Annotated in this window: 19 protein-coding genes; 4 read left to right on the top strand and 15 right to left on the bottom strand. The window is 66.8% G+C overall.

Annotated elements, in window-relative coordinates; genetic code table 11:
• Positions 1–84: 84 nt before the first annotated feature.
• The 4 genes from AC1DN0_RS13600 to AC1DN0_RS13585 all read right to left on the bottom strand — a co-directional run bounded on the left by AC1DN0_RS13600 (position 85) and on the right by AC1DN0_RS13585 (position 5,626).
• Positions 85–939, bottom strand: coding sequence for a 3-hydroxybutyryl-CoA dehydrogenase (locus AC1DN0_RS13600; protein WP_045236126.1), 855 nt, complete (start codon positions 937–939; stop codon positions 85–87).
• Positions 940–1,014: 75 nt separating this feature from the next.
• Positions 1,015–1,437, bottom strand: a complete 423-nt coding sequence (locus tag AC1DN0_RS13595; RefSeq protein WP_441630684.1) for an HIT family protein — start codon at positions 1,435–1,437, stop codon at positions 1,015–1,017.
• A gap of 180 nt (positions 1,438–1,617) precedes the next feature.
• Positions 1,618–4,920: a fused isobutyryl-CoA mutase/GTPase IcmF gene (icmF, locus tag AC1DN0_RS13590; RefSeq protein ID WP_477145781.1), complete on the bottom strand. Its 3,303-nt coding sequence runs from the start codon at positions 4,918–4,920 to the stop codon at positions 1,618–1,620.
• Between the two features lie 367 nt (positions 4,921–5,287).
• The gene (locus AC1DN0_RS13585; protein ID WP_441630680.1) at positions 5,288–5,626 is read right to left on the bottom strand and encodes a DUF2917 domain-containing protein; all 339 of its coding nucleotides are present in this window, start codon (positions 5,624–5,626) and stop codon (positions 5,288–5,290) included.
• A 180-nt stretch (positions 5,627–5,806) separates the two neighbouring features.
• Here AC1DN0_RS13585 and AC1DN0_RS13580 point away from each other — a divergent pair, with 180 nt between their 5' ends.
• Positions 5,807–7,213 carry an aminotransferase-like domain-containing protein gene (locus AC1DN0_RS13580; protein ID WP_441630679.1) on the top strand — a complete coding sequence of 469 codons (1,407 nt, stop codon included), beginning with the start codon at positions 5,807–5,809 and terminating at the stop codon, positions 7,211–7,213.
• An 11-nt stretch (positions 7,214–7,224) separates the two neighbouring features.
• Here AC1DN0_RS13580 and AC1DN0_RS13575 read toward each other — a convergent pair whose 3' ends face one another.
• From AC1DN0_RS13575 to aptA, 3 genes are all read right to left on the bottom strand, one after another.
• Positions 7,225–8,616, bottom strand: a complete 1,392-nt coding sequence (locus AC1DN0_RS13575) for an amino acid permease (RefSeq protein ID WP_441630677.1) — start codon at positions 8,614–8,616, stop codon at positions 7,225–7,227.
• An 879-nt stretch (positions 8,617–9,495) separates the two neighbouring features.
• Positions 9,496–11,013, bottom strand: coding sequence for a CoA-acylating methylmalonate-semialdehyde dehydrogenase (locus AC1DN0_RS13570; protein ID WP_035869886.1), 1,518 nt, complete (start codon positions 11,011–11,013; stop codon positions 9,496–9,498).
• Between the two features lie 39 nt (positions 11,014–11,052).
• Positions 11,053–12,384, bottom strand: coding sequence for an omega-aminotransferase AptA (gene aptA, locus AC1DN0_RS13565; RefSeq protein WP_477145780.1), 1,332 nt, complete (start codon positions 12,382–12,384; stop codon positions 11,053–11,055).
• Between the two features lie 351 nt (positions 12,385–12,735).
• Between aptA and AC1DN0_RS13560 the strand changes: the two genes are divergently transcribed.
• Positions 12,736–14,250 carry an aminotransferase-like domain-containing protein gene (locus AC1DN0_RS13560; protein ID WP_441630673.1) on the top strand — a complete coding sequence of 505 codons (1,515 nt, stop codon included), beginning with the start codon at positions 12,736–12,738 and terminating at the stop codon, positions 14,248–14,250.
• A 31-nt stretch (positions 14,251–14,281) separates the two neighbouring features.
• Here AC1DN0_RS13560 and AC1DN0_RS13555 read toward each other — a convergent pair whose 3' ends face one another.
• The 7 genes from AC1DN0_RS13555 to leuC form a co-directional block, all read right to left on the bottom strand.
• Positions 14,282–14,860, bottom strand: coding sequence for an acyloxyacyl hydrolase (locus AC1DN0_RS13555; protein ID WP_052685852.1), 579 nt, complete (start codon positions 14,858–14,860; stop codon positions 14,282–14,284).
• Between the two features lie 396 nt (positions 14,861–15,256).
• Positions 15,257–16,447 carry a M24 family metallopeptidase gene (locus AC1DN0_RS13550; protein WP_441630671.1) on the bottom strand — a complete coding sequence of 397 codons (1,191 nt, stop codon included), beginning with the start codon at positions 16,445–16,447 and terminating at the stop codon, positions 15,257–15,259.
• A gap of 61 nt (positions 16,448–16,508) precedes the next feature.
• Positions 16,509–17,477 (bottom strand): Bug family tripartite tricarboxylate transporter substrate binding protein, encoded by a 969-nt coding sequence (locus AC1DN0_RS13545; protein ID WP_441630669.1) that lies wholly within the window; start codon positions 17,475–17,477, stop codon positions 16,509–16,511.
• 210 nt (positions 17,478–17,687) lie between these two features.
• Positions 17,688–18,326: a TetR/AcrR family transcriptional regulator gene (locus tag AC1DN0_RS13540; RefSeq protein ID WP_035869903.1), complete on the bottom strand. Its 639-nt coding sequence runs from the start codon at positions 18,324–18,326 to the stop codon at positions 17,688–17,690.
• 101 nt (positions 18,327–18,427) lie between these two features.
• Complete coding sequence (locus AC1DN0_RS13535; protein WP_441630667.1) at positions 18,428–19,312, bottom strand: alpha/beta fold hydrolase; 885 nt, start codon at positions 19,310–19,312, stop codon at positions 18,428–18,430.
• A gap of 13 nt (positions 19,313–19,325) precedes the next feature.
• Complete coding sequence (leuD, locus tag AC1DN0_RS13530; RefSeq protein WP_441630665.1) at positions 19,326–19,985, bottom strand: 3-isopropylmalate dehydratase small subunit; 660 nt, start codon at positions 19,983–19,985, stop codon at positions 19,326–19,328.
• The gene (leuC, locus tag AC1DN0_RS13525) at positions 19,978–21,396 is read right to left on the bottom strand and encodes a 3-isopropylmalate dehydratase large subunit (protein WP_477143416.1); all 1,419 of its coding nucleotides are present in this window, start codon (positions 21,394–21,396) and stop codon (positions 19,978–19,980) included. The genes leuD and leuC overlap by 8 nt, the downstream gene beginning before the upstream one ends.
• Before the next feature lie 152 nt (positions 21,397–21,548).
• Here leuC and AC1DN0_RS13520 point away from each other — a divergent pair, with 152 nt between their 5' ends.
• Entirely contained in the window at positions 21,549–22,469 is a 921-nt protein-coding gene (locus AC1DN0_RS13520) for a LysR family transcriptional regulator (RefSeq protein WP_441630661.1), read from the top strand.
• Between the two features lie 10 nt (positions 22,470–22,479).
• On the opposite strand, the gene chrA is transcribed toward AC1DN0_RS13520, so the two are convergent.
• Positions 22,480–23,835 carry a chromate efflux transporter gene (gene chrA / locus AC1DN0_RS13515; protein WP_477145779.1) on the bottom strand — a complete coding sequence of 452 codons (1,356 nt, stop codon included), beginning with the start codon at positions 23,833–23,835 and terminating at the stop codon, positions 22,480–22,482.
• Positions 23,836–23,981: 146 nt separating this feature from the next.
• On the opposite strand from chrA, the gene dmeF reads away from it, so the two are divergent.
• Positions 23,982–24,974 (top strand): CDF family Co(II)/Ni(II) efflux transporter DmeF, encoded by a 993-nt coding sequence (gene dmeF, locus AC1DN0_RS13510; protein ID WP_441630657.1) that lies wholly within the window; start codon positions 23,982–23,984, stop codon positions 24,972–24,974.
• Positions 24,975–24,981 lie beyond the last annotated feature (7 nt).

The raw sequence follows: 24,981 nt of genomic DNA, 5'->3' as shown, positions 1-24,981 counted from the left end.
GGCGACGGATCGCTCCATTGCCAGTTTTCTTAGCTTCCCCCCGCCCCGTGGAAGGGGGGCTTTCCATCTCTTACTGCTTCAATATCACTTGCTGTAGACGTACACGCCGCGGCCCGTCTTGCGGCCGAGATAGCCCGCTGCCACCATTTCGCGCATCAGCATGGCCGGACGGTATTTCGGGTCGGCAAATTCGGTGTACAGCACCTCCATCACCGCCAGCATCGTATCCAGGCCGATCATGTCGGCCAGCGCCAGCGGGCCGATGGGGTGATTGCAGCCCAGCTTCATGCCTTCGTCGATCTCTTCCGGCGACGCCAGGCCTTCACCCAGCACGCAGAATGCTTCATTGATCATCGGGCAGAGAATCCGGTTCACCACAAAGCCCGGGTTGTTCTTCACGGTGATCGGGTACTTGCCCAGCGCCTTGGAGAGTTCTTCCACCAGCGCATGCGTGGCATCGCTGGTCTGCAGGCCGCGGATCAGTTCCACCAGCGCCATCATCGGCACCGGATTGAAGAAGTGCATGCCGATGAAGTTGCCCGGCCGGGTCGTGACCGCCGCCAGCTTGGTGATCGAGATCGACGAAGTATTGGACGCCACGATCACGTTGTCGCCGACAATGCTGTCGATCTGCTTGAGGATCTTGACCTTGAGGTCGAAGTTCTCGGTGGCGGCTTCGATCACGATGTCGGTGGCCTTGAGCGATTCATAGGCGGTCGAGCCCTTGATGCGCGCCAGTGCGGCTTCCTTGTCGGCTTCGCTGATCTTGTCCTTCTTGATCAGGCGGTCCAGGCTGCCCGCAACGGTGGCGATGCCCTTGTTCACCGCTGCGTCGCTGATGTCCACCATCACCACGTCCAGGCCCACTACGGCGCATGCTTGCGCGATGCCGTTACCCATGGTGCCGGCGCCTACGATGCCAACTGTCCTGATTCCCATCTTCTCTTCCTTGTTGCTGGTTGCTTGATGCAGATCCGGCCCGCCGCGGGTGCGGCGGGCCGGTGGTTCATAGGGTCAGGCGTCGCGCAGCGCGGCGATGATGCGATCGGCGTGCTGGCTGAGGATTTCCGGATCCTGCATGTCCGTGCCGTGGCCGCGCAGCGTGCGGTCGGCATAGCGGGGCACGATGTGGAAATGCACGTGCGGGACGGTCTGGCCCGCGGCGCTGCCGTTGAACTGGCCGATCGAGATGCCGTCCGGCCTGAAGGCGGCGCGCACCGCGCGGGCTACGCGCTTGGTGGTGCGGATGGCGGCTTCGGCGCCGGCGTCGGAGAGGTCGAAGATCTCCGCGGCCGGCTCCTTGGTCACCACCAATACGTGCCCGTCGGACTGGGGCATGATGTCCATGAAGGCAACGGTGTCGGCGTCTTCATACACCTTGTTGCAAGGCAATTCGCCACGCAGGATGCGGGCGAAGATATTGTTGGGATCGTACACGGTGCTCCTGATTGGTCTTGTCTTGATCTTGTCTTGATCTTGTCTTGGTATTGGCTTGGCCCTGGCGCTTGGCGGCCGCGCCATGGCCGCGTTATGGCGGCGTTATGGCGGCGTTATGGCCTTACGCAAACGTCAAGTTTAACGCAGGGGCCCCGCATGAAACAGCCCCTGGCCGACACATCACATATTGCGCCGGTACTGTCCTCCCACCTCGAACAGCGCATGGGTGATCTGCCCCAGCGAGCACACGCGCACCGCATCCATCAGCACCGCGAACACATTGTCGTTGTCGATCACGGCCTGGCGCAAACGCTGCAGCGTCGCAGGCGCCGCATCCGCATGGCGCGCATGGAAATCCGCCAGCCGCGCGAGTTGCCCCTGCTTCTCCTCCTCGCTGGAACGCGCCAGTTCGAGCGTCTGCGTGGCGGGCTCGCCGTTGGGATTGCGGAAGGTGTTGACGCCGATGATGGGCAGCGTGCCGTCATGCTTGCGCTGCTCGTAGTACAGCGACTCCTCCTGGATCTTGCCGCGCTGGTAGCCGGTCTCCATCGCCCCCAGCACGCCGCCGCGCTCGGCGATGCGCTCGAACTCCTGCATCACCGCCTCCTCCACCAGATCGGTCAGCTCGTCGATCAGGAAGCTGCCCTGGTTGGGGTTCTCGCATCTGGCCACGCCCCATTCGCGGTTGATGATGAGCTGGATAGCCAGCGCGCGGCGCACCGATTCGCCGGTGGGCGTGGTGATGGCTTCGTCGTAGGCGTTGGTGTGCAGCGAATTGCAGTTGTCGTAGATCGCGATCAACGCCTGCAGCGTGGTGCGGATATCGTTGAAGTCGATCTCCTGCGCATGCAGCGAGCGGCCGGACGTCTGGATGTGGTACTTGAGCTTCTGGCTGCGTTCGTTGGCGCCGTATTTGTCACGCATCGTCACGGCCCAGATACGGCGCGCCACGCGGCCCATCACGCTGTATTCCGGGTCCATGCCGTTGGAGAAGAAGAACGACAGGTTGGGCGCGAAATCGTCGATATGCATGCCGCGCGCGAGATACGCCTCCACATAGGTGAAGCCGTTGGACAACGTGAATGCCAGTTGCGAGATGGGGTTCGCGCCGGCCTCCGCGATGTGATAGCCGGAGATCGACACCGAGTAGAAATTGCGCACCTGGTGATGCACGAAGTAGGCCTGGATATCGCCCATCACCTTGAGCGAGAACTCGGTGGAGAAGATGCAGGTGTTCTGCCCCTGGTCTTCCTTGAGGATGTCGGCCTGCACCGTGCCGCGCACGTTCTGCAGCACCCACGCGCGGATCTTGGCCTCCTCGTCGCTGGTGGGATCGCGGCCGTTGTCGGCGCGGAACTTGTCGAGCTGCTGGTCAATGGCGGTGTTCATGAACATCGCCAGGATGGTGGGCGCGGGCCCGTTGATGGTCATCGACACGGAGGTCGACGGGCTGGTCAGGTCGAAGCCGTCGTACAGCACCTTCATGTCGTCGAGCGTGGCGATCGACACACCCGAATTGCCGACCTTGCCGTAGATATCCGGTCGCGTATGCGGATCCTCGCCGTACAGCGTGACCGAGTCGAAGGCGGTGGACAGGCGCTTGGCATCCATGCCCTCGGAGACCAGCTTGAAACGGCGGTTGGTGCGGAAGGCATCGCCCTCGCCCGCGAACATGCGGGTGGGATCTTCGTTCTCGCGCTTGAAGGCGAACACGCCGGCGGTATAGGGGAAGCTGCCGGGCACGTTCTCGCGCATCAGCCACCTGAGCACTTCGCCATCGTCCTCGAAGCGAGGCAGCACCACCTTGCGCACCGTAGTGCCGGACAAGGTGGTGGTGGTGAGCGTGGTGCGGATTTCCTTGTCGCGGATCTTCACCACGTACTCATCGCCGCTATAGGCCTTGCGCATCTCCGGCCACATCGCCAACAGCTTGCGCTCCTGCGCCCCCAGCGCGGCGTCGCGCTCCGCGGCGAGCGCCTGCAGCGCGTCGGCGGCATCGCCCGGCGTTGGCTCCGGCGCGGCCAGCAGCATGCGGCGCGCCTCGCGCAGTTGCTGGCGCTCGCGCGCCAGCCGGCTTTGCGCGTCCACGCGGCGGTGGTAAGCGCGCATGGTGTCGGCGATCTCCGCCAGGTAGCGGTTGCGCGCCGGCGGCACGATCACGTTCTGCCCGGTGGAGATGCGTCCGCTCAGCAGCGGCAGCACGCCAGCCGGCGCGCGCATGCCGCGCGCGCACAGCGCTTCGCGCAGGCCTTGGTAGAGCATGGTGACGCCGTCGTCGTTGAAGCGGGACGCCTGGGTGCCGTACACCGGCATCTCCTCGGGCTTTGCATGCCACTGCTCGCGGTTGCGCTGCACCTGCTTGGCCACGTCGCGCCACGCGTCGCGCGCGCCCTTGCGGTCGAACTTGTTGATGGCGACGAAGTCGGCGAAGTCCAGCATGTCGATCTTCTCGAGCTGGCTGGCGGCGCCGAACTCGGGCGTCATCACGTACAGCGACAGGTCCGCATGCGGCACGATGGCCGCATCGCCCTGGCCGATGCCCGAGGTCTCGACGATGATCAGGTCGAAGCCACTCGCCTTGCACGCTGCCAGCACATCCGGCAGCGCCTGCGAAATCTCGGAGCCGGCCTCGCGCGTGGCCAGCGAGCGCATGAAGATGTTCGGATGATTGATCGCATTCATGCGGATGCGGTCGCCCAGCAACGCGCCGCCGGATTTGCGGCGCGAGGGATCGATCGAGATCACCGCGATCGACAGCGCATCCTGCTGGTCCAGCCGGATGCGGCGGATCAGTTCATCGGTCAGCGAGGACTTGCCGGCGCCGCCGGTGCCGGTGATGCCCAGCACGGGCGTCTTGACCTTTGCCGCTTCGGTGCGCAGCGCATCGGCCAGCGACGGTTCCGCCTTGYCGTTTTCCAGCGCGGTGATCACTTGCGCGAGCGCACGGCGGTCGCCGCCCTTCACCGCGTCGAGCGTGGTCGGCGCATAACGCGCGAGGTCGATATCGCAGCGCTGCACCATGTCTGCGATCATGCCCGCCAGGCCCAGGCGCTGGCCGTCTTCCGGGCTGAAGATGCGCGCCACGCCATAGGCCTGCAGTTCGCGGATCTCGTCCGGCACGATCACGCCCCCGCCGCCGCCGAATAGCTGGATGTGCCCGCCGCCACGCTGGCGCAGCAGGTCGATCATGTACTTGAAGTACTCGACGTGCCCGCCCTGGTAGCTGGAAATGGCGATGCCCTGCACGTCTTCCTGCAGAGCCGCACTGACCACTTCCTGCACCGAGCGGTTATGCCCCAGGTGGATCACCTCGCAGCCCGAAGACTGCAGGATGCGCCGCATGATGTTGATGGAGGCATCGTGGCCGTCGAACAGCGAGGCCGCGGTGACGAAGCGCACTTTGTTGACGGGGCCTTTCGGTCCCTGCGCCTGATGGGAAACGCCGGGTTGGGCGCCCTTCTGCACATCGGAAAGATCGGTCATTTGTCTCCACCATGTTCGGTGTTCTGGCTGCTCGCTTGACGCCCATGTCTGCCGCTCTGGAGTCGGCTCGGATCCCGCATGCGAACGGTCTGGCTGGCGCCGGCCCGGCGGCTTGATTATATGACGTTTACGTTAACGGCAATCAAGCCAGGGACACCCTGCTTGCCGCGCGGCGCGGGCTGCCATGACGAACATCCTCGCACAGTTGGCGAGACGGTGTGATGGATTCTGAGGGAGAAAACGGGCGGGGCGGCGGCATCCGCGGCGCGCGCAAGCGGCCTCGGGCTCCGTGGGCGGGCCGGGAACCGGCGCGCCCGTTGCCGGCCGGCGCGGGGCCACGTGCCCGCGCGAGCCAGCCTGCATCACGTCAGAGACCCGGCTCCGGGCATTCGCCCGCGCCGTTGCCCCGGCGCTCGGCAAACCGGCGCTTCAGCGCGCCAGTCATCCCGCCCAGCCAGCGCCACCACAGGGGGGCGGCCGACTCGGCGAGCGTGAAGCGCGCGCCTTCGCTCTCGCCCGACAGCCATACCGTCGCGCCGGCCGGCAGTGCGTACACGGCGCCCGGCAGCAGCCAGATATCGGCGTGATGGCCCTCCAGTGTCAGCCACAGGCGCCCTTCCAGCACCTTGACGCTCTGCCCTTCGGGGGCGCGCCAGCACACCGGCCGGCCGGGTTCATCCAGTTCGAAGATCCGTAGTTCGCGCATTTCGCTACTCCTTTCTGCATTGCGGTGATGTCTCGTGCCGCCCGGCCTGGCCGGTGCCGGCCCCCTCCTCCGCATGCCTTCCATTATTCACAGCGGCTACTACAATCCCATGAACAGTTGCGAACAGTTTTCCATGCACTGTTCAGTAGTTTTTCCTGACACTTTGCAAGCGCGCCCGTCATGAAGCTGACCCTAGTCCCCGCCACCGGCGTGCCCCTGACCGACCAGATCGTCAACGAGGTCAAGACCTGGATCAGCACGCGCGAGGTGCGTCCCGGCGCCCGCCTGCCGTCGATCCGCCAACTGGCGGCGGAGCACGGCATCAGCCGATTCCCGGTGATCGAGGCCTATGACCGGCTGGTGTCGCAGGGCCTGCTCGACTCCCGCCACGGCTCGGGCTTCTTCGTCGCGGACAGCCCGCTGCTGGCGCGCGCCGCCAATGGCTGGTCGGACCCGAAGCTGGCCGAGGACCTGTCGGACCATATCCTGGAGCAGTTCAATCACCCCAGCGCCACCCTCAAGCTGGCGGGCGGCTTCGTACCCGAAACCTGGCGCGACCTGGACGGGCTGACGCAGGCGATCCGCCAGGTCTCGCGCACCGACGTCTGCAGCGTGATCCATTACGCCACGCCGATGGGCCTTCCGGAACTGCGCCAGCATGTGCTGACCCGCGTGCGGCAACTTGGCATCGCCGCCGAACTGCCGCAGGTACTGATCACCACCGGCGCCAGCCAGGCGCTGGACCTGGTGGTGCGCCGCCTGCTCAAGCCAGGCGATACGGTATTCGTGGAAGACCCCGGCTACTACAACCTGTTCGGCCTGCTGCGCCTGCACGGCGTGCGGCTGGTGGGCGTGCCGCAAACCCGCAATGGCCCGGACCCGGACGCCGCGGAGGCGTTGCTCCGCGAGCACAAGCCCAAGCTGTTCTTCACCAACAGCGTGCTGCAGAACCCGACCGGCTCGACCCTGGCGCCGCCGGTGGCATTCCGCCTGCTCGAACTGGCACGGCGGCATGGCTTCCGCTTTGTCGAGGACGATATCTTCTCGGACTTCCAGACCCACTTCACCGATCGCCTGGCCACGCTGGACCAGCTCGAACATGTGATCTATATCGGTGGCTTTTCCAAGACGGTGTCGGCCTCGCTGCGGATCGGCTACCTGGTCGCCGACAAGGCGCTGGTGAAGGAACTGGTGGACGTGAAGGTGCTGACCAGCGTGGCCGGCTCGCATTTCGCGGAAGCCGTCACCACGGCCTTGCTGGAGCGGGGCGCCTATCGCAAATACATGGAGCGGCTGCGCCTGCGGGTGCGGCAGGCGACCGCCGGCGCGGTGCGGCGCCTGGGCGAGTTTGGCTGGGAGGTGTTTTGCGAACCGGCGGGGGGCAATTTCCTATGGGCACGCGCACTCGGAATCGATGATTCACGCGAACTGGTGACGCTCGCGGAGCGGCACGGCGTGACGCTGGCGCCCGGCAATTACTTCCGGCCGGGCGGCGAAACCTCGGCCTGGATCCGCATCAACTCCGCGTTTGTCGAGGAGCCACGCGCGCTGGCGTTCCTGCGGGAGGCCGGCGCGCGCGAACTGTAACGGGGGCGGCGTCAGCCGCCGTGCAGCACCGCGTTGCGGCGCGCGTAGAGGAAGTAGATGGCCAGCCCGATCGCCAGCCAGCTGGTGAACGCGATCCAGGTCAGCGCCTGCAGGTGAGCCATCAGGAACAGGCAGAAGCCCACGGACAGCAGCGGCACCACCGGCACACCGGGGCAGCGGAAAGCGCGCGGCAGGTCCGGCCGGGTCTTGCGCAGCACCAGCACCGCCACCGAGATCAGCGTGAAGGCCGACAACGTGCCGATATTGATGAGCTCCGCCAGCACGTTGAGCGGCACGAACGCCGCGATAAACGCGAACACGATGCCCACCGTCCAGGTGGCGAAGAACGGCGTGGCATGCACGGGATGCACCTTCGACAAGCGCTCCGGCAGCAGGCCGTCGCGCGACATGGCGAAGATGATGCGTGTCTGGCCGAAGGTCATCACCAGGATCACCGTGGTCATRCCCAGGATGGCGCCAAGATCGACGAAGCCCGCCACCCAGTTCTGCCCGGCATACTGCAGCGCAAGCGAGACCGGGTGATCGATGCCGGCGAACTTGGCGAAGGGCACGATGCCCGTCATGATGGCCGCAACCGTCACGTACAGCACGGTGCACACGGCCAGCGAGCCGATGATGCCGATAGGCAGGTCGCGGCGCGGGTTGCGGACTTCCTCCGCGGCCGAGGTGACGGCGTCGAAGCCAATGAAGGCGAAGAACACCAGCGCCGCCGCATTGAAGATGCCGTCCAGCCCGAAGGGCGCGAACGGATGCCAGTTGGCCGGCTTGACGTGCCACACGCCCACTGCGATGAAGAGCAGCACCACCGCGATCTTGATGGCCACCATCACGTTGTTCAGGCGCGCCGACTCGCGCACGCCGTAGGACACGATCCAGGTGATCAGCAGCATGATCACGGCAGCGGGCAGGTTGAACAGCGTCTGYGCGCCCGGCACAGCACCGGGTGCGGCGGTGAGCATGACCGGCAGGTGAATGCCGAAGCCTGCCATCAGCGACTGGAAATAGCCCGACCACCCCACCGACACCGCCGAGGTCGCTAGCCCATACTCAAGCAGCAGGTCCCAGCCGATCATCCACGCCACGATCTCGCCGAGCGTGGCGTAGCTGTAGGTGTAGATGGAGCCGGAGACGGGGATCGCGGACGCGAACTCGGCATAGCAGAGCGCGGCAAACCCGCAGGCCAGTGCGGCGATCACGAAGGACACGGTCAGCGCCGGGCCGGCCGTGAGCGCGCCGGTGCCCGTCAGCACGAAGATGCCGGTGCCGATGATGGCGCCGATTCCCATCAGGATCAGGTCAACGGGACCGAGCACTTTTTTCAGGCCGTCGTCGCGGGCAGCGGCCAGCATGGCCTCGATGTTCTTGGTGCGGAACAGACTCATCGGCGGGTACTCCTGACGCGCTGGGCGGCTTTGAAAAGCGGCGTATTTTAGCGCGGTAGGGTGGGCGGATTCGTCACTTTCGGGGTGGTCGCTGTTTCTTTGGGCGGCGATGGCTATTGCACCCAACAGCCATACGACATCCCCCCTGCGGGGGGCTGCCGGTCACTCTTCTTTGCTTCGGCAAAGAAGACTAACGAGAAGAAAGCCGACCCTGCCGGGGGCAGAGCAATAAGGCTCTCGAATATCGGTGGTTTCGTCGTACGGCCCAGAGTGCCGGCGGGCATCTGCCGGTACCGGCTTGACTGACCACGAACCTGCCAGCTTCCGGGATTGACGGTGGGGCCCCCGGTAGCGGACATCACTTGCTTCAAGCCGTCTGTCGCTCGCGGAGTGACCGGCCACGAAGTTGCAGGCGCACCGGTTCCGTCGTGGGCGCGGTGGCACCGGATTGATATGCCCGAGACCTTGACCACCGCGCCCGCCCCACCACGAAACCATTGACTGGCGATGTGTCGTGATGGCCCGTGCCGGTAACGGCAGATTGCCGAATGGGCAAGGTTCCGCTACCGGGGGCCGTACTACGAATCCCGGAAGCTGGCAGCGTCGTGGCCCGTCAAACCGGTTCCGGCAGATGCCAGCAGAACTGTGGCCGTACGACGAAACCAGCACCCCTAGCGCCCGCGATTGCTCTGCCCCCGGCAGGGTCGGCTTTCTTCTCGTTAGTCTTCTTTGCCAAAGCAAAGAAGACTAACCGGCAGCCCCCCGCAGGGGGGATGTCGTATGGCTGTTGGGTACAAGAGCCAACACCGCTCAAAGAAACACCGACCAACCCCGCAAAAAAACGTGACCCCCACCATCATCCAGCCAAAACCAAAACCCTCACTTAGCCACCGGCATCGTAAATTCCGCACCCTTGCCGATGCTGTCCGGCCAGCGCTGCATGATGCTCTTGTACCGCGTATAGAAGCGAATGCCTTCTTCACCGTAAGCATGGTGATCGCCGAACAGCGAACGCTTCCACCCGCCAAAGGAGTGCCATGCCATCGGCACCGGAATCGGCACGTTGATGCCGACCATGCCAACCTGGATCTGGCGCGAGAAAGCGCGCGCCACGCCGCCGTCGCTCGTGTAGCACGACACGCCATTGCCATACTCGTGCGCGTTGATCAGGTCCACCGCCTGGGCAAAGTCATGCACCCGCACCACCGACAACACCGGCCCGAAGATCTCTTCCTTGTAGATCGTCATGTCCGGCGTGACATTGTCGAACAGCGTGCCGCCGACATAGAAGCCATCTTCATGCCCTTCGACCTTGTGGCCGCGGCCATCGGTCACCAGCTTCGCACCTTCTTCCACGCCCTTGGCGATATAGCCTTCCACCTTGGCCTTGTGCGCGGCGGTCACCAGCGGACCCATCTCGGCATCGGCTTCCATGCCGTTGCGGATCTTCAGCGACTGCGCGCGTTCGGCCAGGCGCGGGACCAGCTTGTCGGCGACGTCGCCCACCGCCACGGCTACGGAGATCGCCATGCAGCGTTCGCCCGCCGAGCCATAGGCCGCGCCGATCAGCGCGTCCACCGCCTGGTCGAGGTCGGCGTCGGGCATCACCACCAGGTGGTTCTTGGCGCCGCCCAGGGCCTGCACGCGCTTGCCGTGCTTCGTGCCCTCGGTATAGATGTACTCGGCAATCGGGGTCGAGCCGACAAAGGACAGCGCCTGCACATCCTTGTGCGCCAGCAGCGCGTCGACGGCTTCCTTGCCGCCCTGCACCACGTTGAACACGCCGTCCGGCAGGCCGGCCTGCTTGAGCAGGTCGGCGATCAGCAGCGAGGGCGAGGGATCGCGCTCGGACGGCTTGAGCACGAAGGTGTTGCCGCAGGCCAGCGCCACCGGGAACATCCACATCGGCACCATCACGGGGAAGTTGAACGGCGTGATGCCGGCCACCACGCCCAGCGGCTGGCGCAGGTTCCAGTTGTCGATGCCGCCGCCGATGTTGTCGGTGAAGTCGGTCTTGAGCAGGTTGGGAATGCCGCAGGCGAATTCCACCACCTCGATGCCGCGGGTGACTTCGCCCTTGGCGTCCGAGAACACCTTGCCGTGCTCGCGCGTGATCAGCGCGGCGAGGTCGTCATGGTGGCGGTCGAGCAGCTCCTTGAACTTGAACAGGATGCGGGCGCGCTTGAGCGGCGCGGTCTCGGACCAGGCCGGGAAGGCCGCGTGCGCGGCGGCTACCGCGGCATCCACGTCCTGCGCGGAGCCTAGCGCCACGCGCCCGGCCACCGCGCCGGTGGCGGGGTTGAATACGTCGGCATAACGGTCCGACGAGGCGGCGCGCACGGTGCCGCCGATGTAATGCGCGATGTCGGCGATCTGCCGGTTTTCTGCGATGTTCACGTCAGTGTTCCTTGTGTTGTTCCTGCCATGCGTGCGTACTTACTGCACGTCTTGCAGGACCTTCTTCACGGTGTCGAACATTTCGCCGATCTGCTCTTCCGTGATGATCAACGGCGGCGAGAAGGCGAGGATATCGCCGGTGTAGCGCACCAGCACGCCGCGTTCCAGGCATTTGAGGAAGGCCTCGTAGCCGCGCGCGCCGGGCTGGSCGGGACGCGGCTCCAGTTCGATGCCGGCCACCATGCCGAGGTTGCGGATGTCCTTCACGTGGGGGGCGCCGCGCACAGCGTGCACAGCGGCTTCAAATTTGGGCGCCAGTTCGGCGGCACGGCCGAACAGGTTCTCGTTCTTGTAGATATCCAGCGTGGCGATGGCCGCGGCCGCTGCCAGCGGATGGCCGGAATAGGTGTAGCCGTGCAGGAACTCGATCGCGCCCGGCGCGGCGGAGTTGACCACGGTGTCGTGCACTTCGCGCCTGACCGCCACCGCGCCCATCGGCACGGCCGCATTGTTGATGGCCTTGGCCATCGTGATCAGGTCCGGCGTGACCTTGAAGCGCTCGGCGGCGGTGGCCGCGCCCAGGCGGCCGAAGGCGGTGATGACTTCGTCGAAGATCAGCAGGATGCCGTGCTTGCTGGTGATCTCGCGCAGCTTTTCGAGATAGCCCACCGGCGGCACCAGCACGCCGGCCGAACCGGCCAGCGGCTCGACGATCACGGCAGCCACGTTCGACGGATCGTGCAAGGCCAGGATGCGCTCCAGGTCCTCGGCCAGGTGCCCGCCCCATTGCGGCTGGCCCTTGGAGTAGGCAGCCTCGGCAATATTGAGCGTGGCCGGCAGGTGGTCCGTGCCAGGCATCAGGTTGGCCGAGAAGACCTTGCGGTTGCCGCCGATGCCGCCCACCGCCATGCCGCCGAAGCCCACGCCGTGATAGCCGCGCTCGCGGCCGATAAAGCGGGTGCGCTGGCCTTCGCCGCGCGCGCGATGGTACGCCAGCGCGATCTTCAGCGCGGTGTCGACCGATTCCGAACCCGAGTTGGTGAAGAAGATGCGGTCCAGCCCGGACGGCATGATGGCGGCCAGCTTGGTGGCGGCCTCGAATGTCAGCGGGTGGCTCATCTGGAATGGCGGCGCATAGTCCAGGGTCTGCACCTGGCGCGCGACCGCTTCCGAGATCTCCTTGCGGCAGTGGCCGGCGGCCACGCACCACAGGCCGGCGCAACCGTCGAGGATCTGGCGGCCGTCATGCGAGGTGTAGTACATGCCGCTGGCCGAGGCGAGCAGGCGCGGCGCCGCCTTGTACTGGCGGTTGGCGGTAAACGGCATCCACAGGGCATCGAGATCGGGGATCACGGTCTTGGCGGCATCCATACGTCCTCCTCAGGGCATTGGCTCGGGCGGCGGCGGTTGCGCCGCACCGGGGTTGTCGAGTGATTCTGGCGAATGCGGCCACTGTAGCGGCCCGGCCCGGCTTAAAGAATATACGGTCGGCAAAACATCACCTGACCGTACAGTTAAGACTATGACAACTGTACAGAATTCAAAAGGCGCGCTACATGCCGGCTTGCCGCCATGCCCGGCCCTGGCGCGCCCCGCGGCGCGCAATCCCGCCCCGGAAGCCATGTTCGCGCTGCGGTGCCGCAATGCCGCGCGGGACGAAGACGCTTCCCATCGCACCACTACGGCCACTAAACTGTACAGGTTGATTCTGACATATGACGCATGCTAAACCTTGAACTGGTCCGCAGCCGGCGCAGCGGGGACACCCTGACCGAACAGATCGTGGCCGGCATCGCCAGCCTGATCGACCGGCGCGTGCTGCGCGCCGGCGTGGCGCTGCCCTCGGTGCGGCGGTTCGCCCAGCAACACGGCGTCAGCACCTTCACCGTGGCCGAGGCCTACGGCCGCCTGACCGCGCTGGGCTACCTCGGCGCGCGCGCGGGTTCCGGCTATACGGTGGCGCACCGCCACGCGCCGGCCGGCCAGGCGCCAGCGGCGCGCTGGGAGGCACCGGGGCTGAATGCCGCCTGGCTGTTGTCGGACGTCTTCGCCGACCATTCGGTGCCCATCAAGGCGGGCGCGGGCTGGCTGCCCGGCGACTGGCTCAACGAGGAGGGACTGCACCAGGCCATGCGCGCCGCGGCGCGGGTGCCCGCGGCGCAGGTCTCGGGCTATGGCCATCCTTACGGCTTTGGCGCGCTGCGCGAGCATATCGCCGCCGGCCTCAGCCAGTACGGCATGCCAGTCCAGGCCCAGCAGGTAGTGCTGACCCAGGGCGCCACGCAGGCGCTGGACCTGGTGGTGCGCACCTTGCTGCGGCCGGGCGACACGGTGCTGGTGGAAGACCCGTGCTACTGCAACCTGCTGCAGATCCTGCGCCTGGCCGGGCTGCAGGTGATCGGCGTGCGCCGCACCGCCAGCGGGCTGGACACCGACGCGCTCGACCACGCCATCAGGAGCCATGCACCGCGTGCCCTGTTCGTCAACACCGTGCTGCAGAATCCCACCGGCGGCACGCTTACCAGCATGAACGCGCACCGCGTGCTGCAACTGGCCGAGCAATACCGGCTGCTGGTCGTGGAGGACGATATCTACCGCGAACTGGCGCCCGCCGGCTCGCCCATGCTGGCGGCCATGGACGGCCTCTCGCACGTGATCTACATCAACGGTTTTTCCAAGACCATCACGCCGTCGCTGCGGGTGGGCTACCTGGCAGCCAGCCCCGATCTGGCCAAGGCGCTGGCCCGCACCAAGATGGCGGTGGGGCTGACGTCATCGGAAGTGACGGAACGGCTCGTGTATTCGGTGCTGACCAGCGGCCACTACGGCCGCCACGTGGCGGCGCTGGCCGAACGGCTGCGCGCCCAGCAGGACCGGATCACGGAGAAGATGGAAGCGCACGGGCTGGAAGTGCTGCTGCGCCCGGAAGGCGGCATGTTTGCCTGGGCACGGATGCGCCCGCGAGACGGGAACGAGCAGGCCGCCCTGTCAGGCAACCGGCTGGCAACGCTGGCACTGGAGCACGGCATCTGGCTGGCACCGGGCTCCTACTTCGAGCCGGAAGAAGGCGACTCGCCCTGGATACGGTTCAATGTCGCGACCACCGACGCGCCCGCGCTATGGCGCTTTTTCGACACGCTGCGCGGCGCGGATAGCCGGGGGGCGGAGACCGGACTTCCCGAGCCGGCCTCGCGCGCCGCGCGCAATCCGCGTGCCGGCATGGTCAAGCTGGCCTGAGCGCCGGCCCGGGCCAGCCGCCGTTGCCGGTTCAGAAGCGATAACGCATGTAACCCGTGTAAAAACCGCTACCCGGATTGGGCTGCTTGATACCGGCATTGGAGACATGCTGGTAGCGGAAGCCGGCTTCGTAAGCAGTCTTGGGGCCGAATGCCATGCCTACGCCGATCATGTCGGAGAACTGGAACAGGCTGCCGGAGCGGTGCTCGTCGGAGGTGGCCTTGTGGCTCATCATGCGCACGCCTACCGAAGCTTCCAGGAAGGGGACCAGCGAGCCGCCGCGCTTTTCCAGGCGAAAGATCGGCGAAAAACCGAACTCGGTCACATTCTGGGCATTGGTGCCGCTGCGGGCATTCCATTCGGCCAGTTCGGCCTCCCACTGCAGCTTGACCAGCCAGCCCTGCGGGTTGCCCCAGGCAAAGCCTGAATCCCAGTTGACGCCGATTTCGTACTTGTTGATGTTGTGGCCAGGATCGCGGCCGAAGGCCACGTGCACCCCGGGATCGGCATGCGCCAGCGCGCTGGTACCAAGGGCAGCCACGGCGCCAAGCGCCTTGATATGCGTTACAAGCCGGTGGGCAAGGCCGGCGTTCTTCTTATCTCTGGTCATGTACATGGTGGGTGGTGAATACCGCGAAGAATGGCAAGTCCTAGCGAAAACCTTGCCACCTCCCAGCGGCAAGGCCGACCACCCGTACTCAGGACCAGAGGCGTTCCACCACCCAGCTCGCGGTCACGCAGATCGCGAGCCAGGCGCTCATGCATCCGGCAATAAATCGGTAAGTCATGTCAATTTCCGCAACAAACGCCTGGGGACAAGCGAATAATTCCGGAATTATACATCCATCCATGAATGTATGTTGAGGGCTGACGCGGATTCGGCTAGGACCTGACTTAATGGTCAGGGATTATGCGCCTCCGGGCGGCGTAATGCTTGCGGTACCAAAGCCCTGTTGCCGCGCCGCGTCAACCCTCCTGGCCTGTGGTGCCCGGCGGCACCCGCCTCTCACCCCACCGTTGCGTATTCCAGCGTCTTTGGCGTCTTCACGATCACCTCGGGGCGTTCGCCCACCACCACCGTATCGTCCAGCCGGAAGCCCCCCAATCCGTAGACATAGATGCCGGGCTCGGCCGAGTACACCTCGCCCGGCAACAGCGCCCGCGTATTGAAGGCCATGTCTTCCGGGTACTCGTGCAGCATCAGGCCGACCGCGTGGCCTGTGCGGTGAAAGATGTACTCGCCCAGGCCCGCGCGCTCGATCACGGCCTGTGCCGCAGCGTCCATATCGCAGACGCGGCGTCCGGTCACCGCGGCCGCTACCGCGGCATCGGTGGCTTCGGCGGCGACCTCGTAGCAATGTGCCTGGCGCGCATCCGGCCTGCCGCAGAACCAGGTGCGTTCGTTCTCGACGTAGTAGCCATTCAGGCGCGGCAGGATCAGGTTGACGATAGTGTCGCCGGCCGCGATGCGCGCCCCGCACGCGGCGCCGTCGCCATGCGGCGACGCCGAGGCGGGCCCCGTCAGTGTCCAGCACTTGAGAATGTCGAAATCCTCGCCGGGGAAACGGCGCGCCGCTTCCTCCACCATCAGCGCCGACATGGCGTGGTCCAGCTCCTGCACCAGCCGGCCTGCGCGGATATTCTCGCGATAGCGGTCCTGCACCCAGTCGGTCAGCGCCCCCAGTTCACGCATCACCTGCAGTTCCTCGGCATGCTTGACCCAGCGCATGCCGCGCATCTCGGCCAGGGCCGGGCGCAAAGTAAGCTCGGGCAGGTAGCGCTGCGCCGCCGCCAGGATCGGGTGCGCCACATCGACGGCAATGCGCGAACCGCCCAGCCCGTGCGCGGCCAGCAGCGACGCCACCACCTCGGGCAACTGTGGCGCCAGCGCCAGCCGCCGCGCGACGCGCGGATGCTCGGCATAGTAGGTCACATCGCGCAGCCAGACCTTCTCCTTTTCCGCGCACAAGCGCATATGGTTGGTGGATAGCTCGTTCATCACCGCGAAGGGCTCGCCATTGCGCGGCACGAACACAAATACGGGGCGTTCCCACGGCCAGACATCAAGCTGGAAATTGGTGGCGAACTGGAAGAAGTCCGGGGTGGCGAATACCAGCGCGTCAACGCGGAGGCGGTCCATCAGCGCGTGCATCATGGACAGTCGGTAGTCGCGCACGGCGGTCGTGATCTGGGGCATGTCTTGTCTCCTTGAAAGTCGGTGCGGTAAAGCCAGGCGTGGTGCGGATGCGTGGTGCGGATCAAAGGGCGATGCCGAGCTTGCGGATCAGCGGGCCCCAGGCCTGCGCGTCGCGCTGCATATAGCGCTGCACTTCGTCAGGCGGGCCCTTGATCGGCTCCAGGAACTGGTTGGCCAGCTTGTCCTTGAACGCGGGCTCGTCCATGGCCGCATCGATGTCGGCATTGATCTTGCGCACCAGCGGCGCCGGCGTGCCGGACCTGGCGACGATGGCGTACCAGCCCGGCACCGCCACGTCGTAGCCAAGCTCCTTGAATGTGGGCACATCGGGCAGCGCCGCCAGGCGCCGCTCGCCGGTCACCGCCAGCGGCACCAGCTTCTTGCCGGTGATATAGGGCTGCACGCCCGCCAGCACGTTCATCATCGCCGGGGTCTCGCCCGACATCAGGCTGGTCGATCCGCCGGCGCCGTTGAACGGCACATGCTGCAGCTTGATGCCGGCGCGCTCGGCCACCAGTTCCATGGCCAGATGCGTGGAATTGCCGATGCCACCGGAGGCATAGCTGATGCCGCCCGGCCGCGCCTTGGCCAGCCGCACGAACTCCGCGAAGCTGGTGGCATGCATGGCCGGCGCCACCACCAGCACGAAGGGCGAGTTCGCCAGCATCGCCACGCCGGCCAGGTCGCGCTGCGGCACATAGGGCAGCGAGGGATACAGGAAGGGATTGAAAGCCAGGTTGGAAACGCCGGCGAAAAACAGCGTGTAGCCGTCGGCCGGTTGTTGCAGCACGTAGTTGATCGCCAGTACGCCATTGGCGCCTGGCCTGTTTTCCACCACCACGCTGCGCCCCCAGCGCTTGCCAAGCGCTTCAGCCAATGCGCGCGCAAGCACATCGTTGCCGGTTCCGCCGGCCTGCGGCACCACGAGCCGCACGGGGCGCTGCGGCCACGCCTCCGCCCAGCCGGCGGCGCCGTATGACATTCCCGCCACGGCTAGCGCGGCGCCCACTATCAGCGTTCGTCTCTTCACATCGTTCTCCTCTCGAATCCCCTGGACGCGCCTCATGACGGACCCATCCGGTTTACTGTACCATGTGGTACACGCAAAAGAAAACAGGACCGGCACAGGGCCTGCCATCGCGGCAAGAGCCGGTGAGAAAGCTTGAAGGGGAAGCGGAGACGCATTGCCGCGGCAGCGGCAACAACTGCTGCGCGGCGCCGTGATGGCGCCGCGTCGGGATCAGGCTTCGTGGCCGGGCTTTGCGCCCGCCGCCCTGGGCGCGTTCTGCATGCGCGCGAAATACTTCAGCGCGGCGGTGGTGCCCTTGCGATCGCCCGTGGTGACGAGATCCAGCAGCAGCCCGCGCATCGTGGCCACCTCGACTCGGGCACGCAGCTTCGCCTCGCTGGTGCTCAACCCGAGCTGCTTGTGAAAGCGCTCGGTCAGCGCGCCGGTCCAGCTGCCGATCACGTCATCGAGGAAGACATGGAAGCGCTCGCGATCGCGAATGGCGCGCCCGTAGATCTCGAACAGCAACTGGATGATGGGGAGGTAGTTGTCCGCCGAGTAGCGCGCCCAGGCCACTTCCAGCGCCCGCGCGGGATCGGCCTCGCTGGCGGCCAGGCTGGCGCGCGCATCCAGTTCGGCATGGCGGATGCGGCGCAGCACCGCTTCCCAGAACTGGTCGCCGGAGCCGAAGTAGTAGATCAGCATGCGGTGGCTGGTACCGACCGCTTCGGCGATATTGCGCAGCGACAGGTCGCCGATGCCGTGCTCCAGCACATGACGCACGGCGGCGTCCAGCAACTGGATGGCCTGGTCGCTGGTGGCGCGGCTTTCGGCAAGCGTATCGGCGGCGGGGTTCTTGCGGGGCGGCATGGATGGGTGAGACGCGATCGGTCGGGCACGGGTGCGAAGACAGCGAGTGTAAGCCAGGCCGGCGCGTCATGCATCCACCTCCTGCCGCGCGTCCGGCGCGCTCAGCCTGCGCCCAGCAGGAAGGGCAACGTCTCCTCCAGCAGCAACGCCGGCGCTTCCTCGGCGATGTAATGCCCGCAAGGCAGGCTCTTGCCATCCACGCTGCGCGCCACCTTGCGCCACTCTTCCAGCGGCGCGAAGCAGCGGCCCACGGCGCCCTGCTCGCCCCACAGCGCCAGCATGCTGCACTCGACCTTGCGCCCCGCGGCCAGGTCGGCGCGGTCGTGATCGAGATCGACCGAGGCGCTGGCGCGGTAGTCCTCGCACAAGCCGTGCGCCGCGCCGGGCAGGCTGAGGCAGCGCAGATACTCGGCCATGGCCGCCGGCGTGAACGGCGCCAGCCCGGCGCTGCGGCTGCCCATGGTGTTACGCAGGTAGAGCGCCGGATCGGCCTCGATCAGCGTCTCGGGAAACGGCGCGGGCCGGATCAGGAAGAACCAGTGGTAGTACGCCAGCGCGAACTGCAGGTTGGTCTGCTCGTACATCGCCAGCGTGGGCGCGATATCGAGCGTGACCAGCCGCCGCACGGCATCCGGATGGTCCAGCGCCATGCGGTGGGCCACGCGCGCACCCCGATCGTGCGCCATCACCAGGAAGCGCTCGAAGCCCAGCGCGCGCATCACCGCCACCTGGTCCTGCGCCATGCTGCGCTTGCTGTAGTTGGCATGGTCGGGCAGCCCGGCGGGCTTGCCGCTGTCGCCGTAACCGCGCAGGTCGGTGGCGACCACGGTGAAATGCCGGGCCAGCGCGCCGGCCACCTTGTGCCAGATCACATGCGTTTGCGGATGGCCGTGCAGCAGCAGCAAGGCCGGGCCCTGGCCGCCGACGAAGGCGTTGATCTCGACTTCGCCGCAGCGGATGCGGCGCGGGGTGAAACCTTCGAACACAATCGGTCCTCCTTCAGGCGGACAGCCGCGCCATGGTCTTGGCGGCGACGTCCTGCAGCCAGGGCTGCGCATGGTGATGCCGCCGCGCGAACCCGGCGATCCGCGACGACTGTGCCAGCGTCGCGCCGATCATGTCCAGGCCCTGGCGGAACAGGGTGCGATGGCGCTCGGCCAGCGTGAAGCCGGCGCGCACGGCGCCCGCGCTCACCGTCATGGCCGCGAGGTCGATCTCGATCCGGACCGGCGCCTCGCGCGACACCTCGACCATCAGCGCATCCACTTCGGCCTGCGGCAGCATCACCAGCAGCAGGCGGTTGTTGATCGCATTCGAATAAAAAATCTCGCCAAAGCTCGGCGCGATCACCGCGCGGATGCCGAATTGCTGCAGGCCCCACACCGCGTGCTCGCGGCTCGAACCACAGCCGAAGTTGGGGCCCGCCACCAGCACGCCCGCGCCCCGGTAGCGTGGCTGGTTGAGCACGAACTCCCGGCGCGGCGCGCCCTGCGCGTCGAAGCGCATATCGTAGAGCAGGCCACGGTCCAGCCCGGCCTTGTCGATGATGCGCAGGAACTGCTTGGGCATGATCTGGTCGGTGTCGAGATTGCCGATGGGCAGGGGCGCGCCGAGGGCGGCGATCAGATCGGCATCAGGGTCAGGCATCGAATCAGGCATCGGTATGCTCCAGGCGGCGTACATCGGTGATGCAGCCGGTCAGCGCGGCGGCGGCGGCCATCGCGGGACTCATCAGGTGGGTGCGCCCGGCGCGCCCCTGGCGTCCCTCGAAATTGCGGTTGGTGGTGGAGGCGCAGCGCTCGCCCGGCGCGAGCACGTCGTCATTCATGGCCAGGCACATGGAGCAGCCGGGCTTGCGCCACTCGAAGCCGGCATCGAGCAGTACCCGCGCAATGCCTTCGTCCTCGGCCTGCCGGCGCACCGCGCCCGAGCCGGGCACCACCATCGCGCGCACGCCTTCGGCCACCTTGCGCCCGCGCACGATGGCGGCCACCGCGCGCAGGTCTTCGATGCGGCCGTTGGTGCACGAGCCGATAAACACGCGCTGCACCGGCAAGCCCTCGAGCGAGGCGCCCGCCTGCAGGCCGATGTAGCCGAGCGCCTTGGCGGCGGCGCTGCGCGCCGTTTCGTCGGCCGCTTCCTCCACCAGTGGGACGCGCGCGTCGATGGGGATGGCCTGGTCGGGACTGGTGCCCCAGCTCACATAGGGCGCGACGTTGCCGGAGTCGAATCCCAGCTCGCTATCGAAGCGCGCATCCGCATCCGAACGCAGATCGCGCCAGCACGCCAGCGCGCGCTCGCGCATCGTTGCGTCGATATCCGCTGCGCGTGCCAGCACGTAGTCGATGGCGCGCGCATCCGGTGCGATCAGCGCGCCGCGCGCGCCGGCTTCCACCGTCATATTGCAAAGCGTCATGCGCGCCTCGATGGTGAGCGCATCGATGGCACTGCCGGCAAATTCCACCACATAGCCGCGCGCGCCCTGGGCGCCGATGCGGCTGATGATGTGCAGGATCAGGTCCTTCGCGGTGACGCCGCGCGGCAGCATGCCGTCCACGCGGATACGCATGTCCTTCGCCACGCGGTAGACCAGCGTCTGCGTGGCCAGCACATGCTCCACCTCCGACGTGCCGATGCCGAAGCCGAGCGCGCCCAGCGCGCCGTAGGTGGTGGTATGGCTGTCGCCGCACAGCACCACCATGCCGGGCCGGATCATGCCGTGCTCGGGCGCGATCACGTGCTCGATGCCCTGCAGGGCATAGTCGGTGTCGAACAGGGGTATGCCGTGCTGCACGCAGTTGCGCTTGAGATTGCGCGCCTGCAGCGCCGAGGCGGGGTCTTGTATGCGGCGCGGGCTTTCCGCATGAGTGGGGATGACATGGTCCACCACCGCCACCTGCTGGCCAGGCGACGGCACGCCCCGGCCCTGCGCGGCCAGCCCGGCGAATGCCTGCGGGCTGGTGTACTCGTTCATCAGGTGCAGATCCGCGTAGAGCAGCACGTGATCGGCGTCGAGCGCGGCCACGGTATGCGAATCCACCAGCTTGCGATAGAAGGTAAGGCCTGACATGGGGCTCTGCCTGCGTTGAATGGCGTTGAATTGGGTTGAAGAGTATCGAGAGACCAGTTTAACCATTGAACCCATCGCTATAATTTCATCTACAGACTTTCATTCAGTCGCCAGATTCACCAATCCCCGGCCTAACCGCATCGTTCCGCATCGTGGACAACTTCTCGGACCTAGCCTTCTTCGTCACCCTGGTCAAGCGCGGCAGCCTGGCCGGCGCGGCCCAGCAATCCGGCATCACGCCATCGGCGGCCAGCAAGCGGCTGACGGCGCTGGAAGCGCGCCTTGGCGTGCGCCTGCTCAACCGCACCACGCGCCGCCTGAGCGTGACGCAGGAGGGCGAGGCTTACCTCGCGCAGGGCGCGCGCATCCTGGCCGAACTGGAGGAACTGGAACAGGGCCTGGGCGGCAGCCGGGTAGCGCCGCGCGGGCTGCTGCGGGTCAACGCCACGCTCGGCTTCGGCCGGCGTCACGTGGCGCCGGCAGTGGGCGCCTTCCTGCTGGCCTGCCCGGAGGTGGAGGTGCAGCTTGAACTGACCGACCGGCCGCTCAACCTGGCCGAAGCCGGCTTCGATGTCGGCATCCGCGTGGGCGACCTGCCCGATGCGCGCCTCGCCGCCAGGCCTCTTGCCCACAATCGCCGGCTGCTGTGCGCATCGCCGCGCTACCTGGCCAGCCACGGCGCGCCGGGCTCGCCGCGCGAACTGCAGCAGCACCGCTGCATCGTGATCCGGGAAAGCGATGCCACCTACGGCACCTGGCAACTGCGCTCGGCGAGCCGACAGGAGACCGTCAAGGTGCGCGGGCCGGCCAGCACCAACGACGGCGAAGTGGCGCTCGGCTGGGCCTTGCAAGGCCACGGCATCCTGATGCGCTCCGAATGGGAGGTGGCGCCGATGCTCCGGTCCGGGCGGCTGCGGCAAGTGCTGCCCGACTGGGAAACGCCGCCCGCCGACGTATTCGCGGTATTCCTCACGCGCGACCACCTCACGGCCAAGGTGCGCGCCTTCGTCGATTTCCTGGCGGAGCACTTCGCGGCGCACCGCGTGCAGGGCGCGCCTTATAGCGGGTGGTAGCCGCCCGCCGCTAGCCGCGCAGGAATGCCAGCGCCAGCCCGGCGGCGCCGCAAGCGAGGATGACGGGGATCACCCCGGCCTTGAAGCGGAACAGCGCCACCGCCGCGGCCAGCCCGATCAGGGCCGAAGGCCAGTCGAAGCGCCCGTGCAGCCCGGCGKGCCACAGCACGTGATAGGCGAAGAACACCGCCAGGTTGACGATCACGCCCACCACCGCCGCCGTGATGGCGGTCAGCGGCGCGGTGAACTTCAGGTTGCCGTGCGTGCTTTCCACGAACGGGCCGCCCAGCAGGATGAACAGGAAGGACGGCAGGAAGGTGAAGAAGGTCACCACCGTTGCCGCCGCCATGGCCGATGCCACCGCCGCATCGGCGCCGAGCACGGTATGCGTCCAGCCGCCGACAAAGCCAACGAAGGCCACCACCATGATGAGCGGTCCGGGCGTGGTTTCCCCCAGCGCCAGCCCGTCGATCATCTGCGGCGCGGTAAGCCAGTGGTAATGCTCGACCGCGCCCTGGTAGACGTACGGCAGCACCGCATAGGCGCCGCCGAAAGTCATCAGCGCGGCCTTGGTGAAAAACCAGCCCATTTGCGTCAGCGTGCCCTGCCAGCCGTAGCGCCATGCCAGCGCGCCGGTCGCCAGGGCCCAGATCGCCAGGAAAACCGCCAGCACCCGCGCGAATCGCTTCCAGGTGAAAACGGCATGCGCCGGCGTGGGCGTGTGGTCGTCCAGCAACGCGGGCCCGAAGCCGGCCTTGCCCGCGCCATGCCCGCCGCCGCTGGTGAAGCGCGCCGGCGCGAACCGGCCGCCCACATGGCCGATCACGCCCGCGGCCAGCACAATGGCGGGGAACGGCAACCCGAGCGCGAAGATCGCGACGAACGAGGCCGCCGCGATCGCCCACAGCCAGCTGTTCTTCAGCGCCCGCGAGCCGATCCGCCAGGCGGCGGACACCACGATGGCCGTCACCGCCGGCTTGATGCCGTACAGCACGCCCGCCACCGCCGGCACCTCGCCAAAGCGCATGTAGATCCACGACAGCAGCATCAGGATCAGCAGCGAAGGCAGCACGAACAGCCCGCCGGCGATCACCCCGCCCCAGGTGCGGTGCATCAGCCAGCCGATATAGGTCGCCAGTTGCTGCGCTTCCGGGCCGGGCAGCACCATGCAGTAGTTGAGCGCGTGCAGGAAGCGGCTCTCGGAGATCCAGCGGCGCCGCTCGACCAGGTCCTCATGCATGATGGCGATCTGCCCGGCGGGCCCGCCGAAGCTGATAAAGCCCAGCTTGAGCCAGTACCAGAAGGCCTGGCGCAAGGTAATGGCGGCGGGGGCGACGGCGTCTGGCGTGGTGCTAGTTGCTTGCATGAGTGCGGTTCTTGGGATGGTTCGCCAGCGGCAGGTCGGGCGCATAAGATAGCAGAGACTTGTGTCAGCAACCCACACCGCCGTCAGGGATGAGGCGGCTTTGCAACGCCGGGACTGATACCCTTGCGACACCCCCAAGGAAAGCCATGCATAGCAACGACCTGTCCCGCTGGACCCACAGCCACGTATTCGACACCGGCAACCGCGCCGCCGAGCGTGGCACCCGCCTGGTGATGCTGATCACCGCCGTCACCATGGTCGCCGAAATCGCCGCCGGCCTGTGGTTCAACTCGATGGCCTTGCTGGCCGACGGCTGGCACATGAGCTCGCACGCGCTGGCGATCGGGCTCACCGCCTTCGCCTACGCCGCGGCGCGCCGCTATGCCGCGGACAAGCGCTTTGCCTTCGGCGCGTGGAAGATCGAAGTGCTGGCCGGCTTTGCCAGCGCGATCTTCCTGCTCGGCGTGGCCGCGCTGATGGTGTTCGGCTCGGTCGAGCGGCTGTTCAGCCCGCAGGCCATCCACTACCGCGAAGCCATGGCGGTGACCATCGTCGGATTGCTGGTCAACCTCGGCTGCGCGCTGATCCTCGGTGGCGCCCATCATGATCACGGCCACGGCCACGGCCACGACCACGCCCATGATCACGGGCACGATCACGGCAAACATCACGACCTCAACCTGCGCTCCGCCTACCTCCACGTGCTGGCCGACGCCGCCACCTCGGTGCTGGCGGTGCTGGCGCTGGCCGGCGGCTGGTGGCTCGGCCTGGGCTGGCTCGACCCGGTGATGGGGCTGGTGGGCGCCGCGCTGGTCGGCCACTGGGCACTGGGCCTGCTCAGGCAGACCGGCACGGTGCTGCTCGACCGCGAGATGGATCACCCGGTGGTGGAGGAAGTGCGCGAGGTGCTGGCCGGCTTCGACCAGGGCCCCGAAGGCACGCGCGTGACGGACCTGCACGTATGGCGCGTGGGCAAGCAGAAATTCGCCGTCATCGCCAGCCTGGTCACGCACGACGCCGCGCTGACACCCGCGCGCGTCAGGCAGGCGCTGTCGGTCCACGAAGAACTGGTGCACGTGACGGTGGAGATCCACCGCTGCGATCATGACGGCGCCACCGCGGCGCACCGGCACGCATGACCCACTG

Source organism: Cupriavidus sp. 05N39, from assembly GCF_056397325.1.
This window is presented reverse-complemented; position numbering and strand designations above follow the sequence as displayed.

What these genes read in the sequence shown, in the direction of transcription:
- AC1DN0_RS13580 (WP_441630679.1), top strand. Translation starts at nt 5,807, where the DNA reads ATGAAGCTGACCCTAGTCCCCGCCACCGGCGTGCCCCTGACCGACCAG.
- AC1DN0_RS13560 (WP_441630673.1), top strand. Translation starts at nt 12,736, where the DNA reads ATGCTAAACCTTGAACTGGTCCGCAGCCGGCGCAGCGGGGACACCCTG.
- dmeF (WP_441630657.1), top strand. Translation starts at nt 23,982, where the DNA reads ATGCATAGCAACGACCTGTCCCGCTGGACCCACAGCCACGTATTCGAC.
- AC1DN0_RS13550 (WP_441630671.1), bottom strand. Translation starts at nt 16,447, where the DNA reads ATGCCCCAGATCACGACCGCCGTGCGCGACTACCGACTGTCCATGATG.
- leuD (WP_441630665.1), bottom strand. Translation starts at nt 19,985, where the DNA reads ATGCCTGATTCGATGCCTGACCCTGATGCCGATCTGATCGCCGCCCTC.
- AC1DN0_RS13555 (WP_052685852.1), bottom strand. Translation starts at nt 14,860, where the DNA reads ATGACCAGAGATAAGAAGAACGCCGGCCTTGCCCACCGGCTTGTAACG.
- AC1DN0_RS13585 (WP_441630680.1), bottom strand. Translation starts at nt 5,626, where the DNA reads ATGCGCGAACTACGGATCTTCGAACTGGATGAACCCGGCCGGCCGGTG.
- AC1DN0_RS13600 (WP_045236126.1), bottom strand. Translation starts at nt 939, where the DNA reads ATGGGAATCAGGACAGTTGGCATCGTAGGCGCCGGCACCATGGGTAAC.
- AC1DN0_RS13540 (WP_035869903.1), bottom strand. Translation starts at nt 18,326, where the DNA reads ATGCCGCCCCGCAAGAACCCCGCCGCCGATACGCTTGCCGAAAGCCGC.
- leuC (WP_477143416.1), bottom strand. Translation starts at nt 21,396, where the DNA reads ATGTCAGGCCTTACCTTCTATCGCAAGCTGGTGGATTCGCATACCGTG.